Below are 5050 nucleotides of genomic sequence, written 5' to 3'. Positions count from 1 at the left end.
ATATTTTCCTCTGTTCTTAGATTTAATTAATAAACCCGTTCTCGTCGTGGGTGGCGGTGAGGTGGCAAGCCGAAAGGTGGAAGCGTTGCTAAAGGCTGGGGCGGATGTGACTATCGTTTCTCCGACGTTGGTTGATTTTCTGTCTAAGCTTGCTTCTGAGCATCAACTGCGCTGGGTACAACGTTTCTATTCGAGTGACATTGTCACTAAAAGCTTTGTTCAAGTGTGGGCGACGACAGACAATCCTGAGCTAAATCACCAAGTGTACAAAGATGCCAAAGAGCTAGGCATCTTGGTTAACGTTGTGGATGATAAGCCTTATTGTGATTTCATCACGCCGTCTATGATTAATCGTGGCCGCATCCAAATCGCTATCTCTAGTGGTGGAGCTTCGCCAGTTTTAATTCGAAACATCCGTGAAAAACTTGAATCGATACTGCCACAAAACATGGGGTTGATGGCGGATTTTGCTAACTCAAAGCGAAACTCAATTAAAGAGGCGCTGCCTAGCGTCGATTTACGTCGTAAGTTTTGGGAGCAATTCTTCTCGAATCCTGAGGTTGAAAACGCGCGAGATAATAGAGAGTTAGAAACGATTTACCAAGCGACCATGGCAACACCTTTGGATGAAAAAGGAAGTTGTACTTGGATACAGGTAGGGAAAGACGTTGAGATGTTGCCAATTAAGGCCGTGCGCTACATGCAACAAGCCGAGCTAGCACTTTACTCAACTCGATGCGAAGCGAACGTGTTAGAGCTAATACGAAGAGATGCAGAGCGAGAAGCTTTCTCCAGCGCAGCTGAACTTTCGGATATGCTGGCCAAGGCTAAAGCTGAAAAGCTTCGAATTTGCGTGTTCATACCACAAGGAACGAGCGAATTCGTATTGCTGCAAGGGCAGGACTTAGTTATCTAGCAATGCCAAATGCTAAAGTGGATACGTAGTTCGTTACACTAAAGCCAATAAAAAACGCCAGCGGATTATGCGCTGGCGTTTTTATTTACTTCTCAGATTGATTAATCACGGAAGTTGTTAAACTGGAATGGGATACCCATCTCTGCTTCACGAATCGCTGCCATTGTCGCTTGCAGGTCATCACGTTTCTTACCAGTAACACGTACTTTGTCGCCTTGAATAGAAGCTTGTACTTTTAACTTTGCGTCTTTGATAAGTTTCACTACTTTTTTGGCTGTTGGTGTATCGATACCTTGGCGGAAAAGCAGAGTTTGGTGCCAGTTCTTACCAGTTACATCTGGGTCCTGTGCATCCATTGCGTTTGCATCAATATTACGCTTTGCCAAGTGGCCACGTAAAATATCGCGCATTTGCTTAAGTTGGAAGTCACCTTCCGCAGACATTTTTACGTTTTCTTCTACTAGCTCAAAGCTCGCATTAACGTTGCGGAAATCGAAACGAGTAGACAATTCACGGTTAGCATTATCAACGGCGTTACGTAGTTCAACCGTATCGATTTCAGAAACAATATCAAACGATGGCATGAAGATTCCTTGATTATTTTGTTATAGGGACTTTCGGGATTTAACGGCGTTTGCCAGCATATCTAGCATTGTAGCAGTATCTTCCCAGCCTAGGCATGGGTCTGTAATAGATTGACCATACGTTAGGTTGTTGATGTCAGTCATTGGCTGATTGCCTTCAAGAATAAAGCTTTCAGCCATGATACCCGCAATACGAGTACTGCCTGACTTAATTTGGTTACAAATGTCTTGAGCAACGTCGATTTGTTTTCTGTGCTGCTTCTGACAGTTTGCGTGGCTGAAATCCACAACCAAACGTTGTGGCAAGCCAAACTCGGCTAGAGCATCACACGCTTGTTTTACTGACGCTTCATCAAAGTTAGGGCCTTTCTCTCCGCCGCGTAAAATAATATGACCATATGGGTTACCACTTGTACGGTAAACCGTCATGCGGCCATTCTTATCAGGAGAGTAGAAGTAATGCGAGGCTTTCGATGCGCGAATTGCATCAATTGCAATTTTTACGTTGCCATTTGTGCCATTTTTGAAACCAACTGGGCAAGACAGCGCCGATGCCATTTCACGGTGAATTTGCGATTCTGTTGTACGAGCACCGATCGCGCCCCACGTGATCAAATCCGCTATGTATTGACCAGTAATCATATCAAGAAACTCAGTAGCAGTCGCAAGACCAAGCTTGTTGATATCCAGTAGTAGTTTACGTGCTTTATGGAGACCAGCTTCAAGCGCGTAAGAGCCATCTAGGTTAGGGTCGGTAATTAAACCTTTCCAACCAACTACTGTACGAGGCTTTTCAAAGTAAGTACGCATCACGATAAACAGTTCGTCTTTGTACTTGTCTTGGATTTCACTCAGGCGAGTGGCGTAATCAATGGCAGCTTCAGTGTCGTGAACAGAACACGGACCTACAATCGCAAGAAGGCGATCGTCTTCACCCGATAAAATGTTTTCAATCTGACGACGAGATTGAGCGATACGGTCTGCAACGTCATCCGTAATAGGATGTACACTACCTAGCTCTGCTGGGGTAGGCATTGGACCCAAAGGTTGGGTTCTCAATTCATCTGTTTTTATAGGCATGTTATAGCTTTATTCTCTATTGCGAAGGGGTAAAGATAACGGAATTACAGGCAGGAATAAACCGTTTCACGGGAATCTTCGCCAGGAAATACCGAATTGTATACAAAGGTGTAGGTATTCATTTAAATGACTTATGTATAAATGACAAAACTTGATCATTAAATCAATATATACATTTGAATTTATAACCATTTTATCTATCTCGCTGTAAGGTAATCTAAGTAACTGCGATAAACTTCATACCTTACGGGTGACGCCGTCACTTTATGAGGGTTAAATAACTCGTGAGATCGAGCTTTTGTTAACATTTCTTTGACATCTATTTCTTTCGTTGATTAACTGGTCTGACTAGATTGGTAAGGAGACCAAAATGTTATCAGCTCTACGTCGTGCGAATTTGTATCTAAATCTGTTTGGCTTTTCGAAAGTGCCGCTGATTTGGCTTTGCCACCCTAAAATCATTGCGATAGATAGCAAGCATGTTGAGGTTCGTATCCCATTGCGCAGAAGAACGAAGAACCACCTGAATAGCATGTATTTCGGCGCTTTAGCCGTTGGCGCTGATGTTGCTGGTGGTTTTCTTGCTATGAGTAAAGCGCAAGAAAAGGGAGAAGCGATCTCGCTAGCATTTAAAGGTGTGAAAGCCGAGTTTTTAAAGCGCCCGGAAGCCGATGTGCACTTTGTTTGTAACGATGGTCATGTCATTGATGAGATGCTCGAGCACACCTTGGCAACGGGTGAACGAGTAAATCGTGACGTAAAAATTGTCGCGCTGTGTCCTAACTTACATGGTGACGAGCCAATGGCTGAATTCTCGCTTACTCTTTCGATAAAAAAAGCAGCCCAACAAAGAAAAGAGGCTGCCTAGTGGTTTGTAGCTCGTTTGTTTAAAGGCGTTGGCTTAATTGAGTTCAATCTTCTCGATAGAGACGATTTTAGAGCGATTTAAGACCACTTTCCAGCGGTAATAAACAGGCTCATCGGTGTGGTTGTCCTCTTTGACAATCACATTGAGCAAATGACGTTTCTCTACTGACTCTTTGGTTACTTGACCTTCATTTAAACGGTAAACTCGGTTTGAGCTTTTATCCATCAAGCGGATGATAGGGCGCAAACTGATGTTCAATGTTTCTCTCGTTTGTTCGTAACCACTCAAGAAAAGAGAGGTCGCCATTTCGGTTTTCTCGTGATAATGAAGAATCTGCTCTTCACGTTGCACGACGCGCTTTTTCCGTATTCTTTGAATCTTATCCGGCAAGCTACTTAAGGTACGATAATCGAGCCACTCCAATTTTTTGCCAACCACTTTTTTCGTCGTTGGGTCAACGTACTTCTTACGCCATTTTGGCTTGCCTTTACGGATCCATCGCCACATGGCATCGCGTAAATCATCTTTAAAAATTTCTCGTAAAGCGTAAATAAAAGACATCGCGATAATGAATGAGGCAGAAATTTCCCCTAGATAATCGCGAGCGAGAATCACGGTCGAGGTCACGACAACCATCACCAAACCTGTTGCAATACCTTTTATAGCGCGCTTAATGTTGTTACCCATCGATATGGTTTCTTCACGAAGCACGATAGGGTGTTCAATCAATCGCCTTAGCAAGCGCATTTTGTTAGATAGGCGAGTAACGTCTTCAACGACTCTTGATGAGTTGTATTTGTTGAGTTTACGATGGGCTTGCTCTTTCTCACATAGCGTGATCAGACGCTTTTTTATCGTGCCATAGTCGCCTTCACGTGGTAGATGGGCCACCAGTGACAGGAACTTTTGCTCGGTATACCAAGACAGATAGTTATCGATGTTAACGTAGTAGCGTTTTAAGTTCTCTTCATAAGGAATAGAACGCCGCAAGCGCTTTAAGATCTCAAGCGTGAGCTCGATAACTTCGTCCACTTCATCTTCCGTTACGGAGTTGTTCTCATGCTTGTTTAAACTTGCTACCGCTTTGTCTAGCGCGATAACGTATTGGTAAGCGAACAAACTCAAACTTACTCGGTATTGCTGATTAGACAGGCGTCCACGTTTGGCAAGTCGACTGTGTACTAGCGGAAGAAGGATTTCAGTACTGTAATAAGAGCGTTGCTGTGTGATTGAAGTGTAATAAAATTCGGATTCACTGATGATATCGGCGTTTAAACCAAGCTCACCAGGTATAAAAAAGTAAATATCTAGGTCGACACTTTTGCTCTTTGCGAGTGCATGACTGATTTTTAATGTTATTGAGTCTTGTTTATCGACGGTGACCAAAGAAAGCTCCTGACTTTGTTAAAGCATTCTTAACTTATGCGTACTGTTGAGCAGGTAAGCATAAAAGTGCTAAAAGAGTGACTGGGGCATATAGCTGAACGACAACAGCATAACAGAGCACTATGCTTTTCTCTCTGATTTTCTTGTTAGTTTAGGTATAATTCCACGTAAATTTAAAAAGAGACAAAATCAATGATTAAAATTGGTCAAATTAAC

5 protein-coding genes are annotated in these 5050 nt (G+C 43.0%); 2 read left to right on the top strand and 3 right to left on the bottom strand.

The genetic code is table 11. From position 1 onward, the window contains the following. The coding region (locus CAG69_RS08145; protein WP_161443629.1) for a precorrin-2 dehydrogenase/sirohydrochlorin ferrochelatase family protein at positions 1–916 on the top strand (916 nt) is incomplete at its 5' end. Positions 917–1017: 101 nt separating this feature from the next. Here CAG69_RS08145 and CAG69_RS08140 read toward each other — a convergent pair. Both CAG69_RS08140 and CAG69_RS08135 read right to left on the bottom strand, forming a co-directional pair. Then, a complete protein-coding gene (locus CAG69_RS08140) occupies positions 1018–1500 on the bottom strand; it encodes a YajQ family cyclic di-GMP-binding protein (protein WP_005377415.1) in 483 nt (160 codons plus the stop codon). Positions 1501–1521: 21 nt separating this feature from the next. Next, positions 1522–2580, bottom strand: a complete 1059-nt coding sequence (locus CAG69_RS08135; RefSeq protein WP_006743262.1) for a 3-deoxy-7-phosphoheptulonate synthase — start codon at positions 2578–2580, stop codon at positions 1522–1524. A gap of 370 nt (positions 2581–2950) precedes the next feature. Here CAG69_RS08135 and CAG69_RS08130 point away from each other — a divergent pair, with 370 nt between their 5' ends. Then, a complete protein-coding gene (locus CAG69_RS08130) occupies positions 2951–3448 on the top strand; it encodes a DUF4442 domain-containing protein (RefSeq protein ID WP_005377418.1) in 498 nt (165 codons plus the stop codon). A gap of 33 nt (positions 3449–3481) precedes the next feature. On the opposite strand, the gene CAG69_RS08125 is transcribed toward CAG69_RS08130, so the two are convergent. Next, positions 3482–4834, bottom strand: a complete 1353-nt coding sequence (locus CAG69_RS08125) for a hypothetical protein (RefSeq protein WP_005377421.1) — start codon at positions 4832–4834, stop codon at positions 3482–3484. Between the last annotated feature and the right edge of the window lie 216 nt (positions 4835–5050).

The organism is Vibrio sp. V43_P6S15P86 (assembly GCF_009904725.1).
In the GTDB taxonomy this organism is placed as follows: Bacteria; Pseudomonadota; Gammaproteobacteria; order Enterobacterales; family Vibrionaceae; genus Vibrio; species Vibrio diabolicus.
The sequence above is the reverse complement of the archived record's forward strand: the minus strand, read 5'-3'. Positions and strand labels throughout refer to the sequence as shown.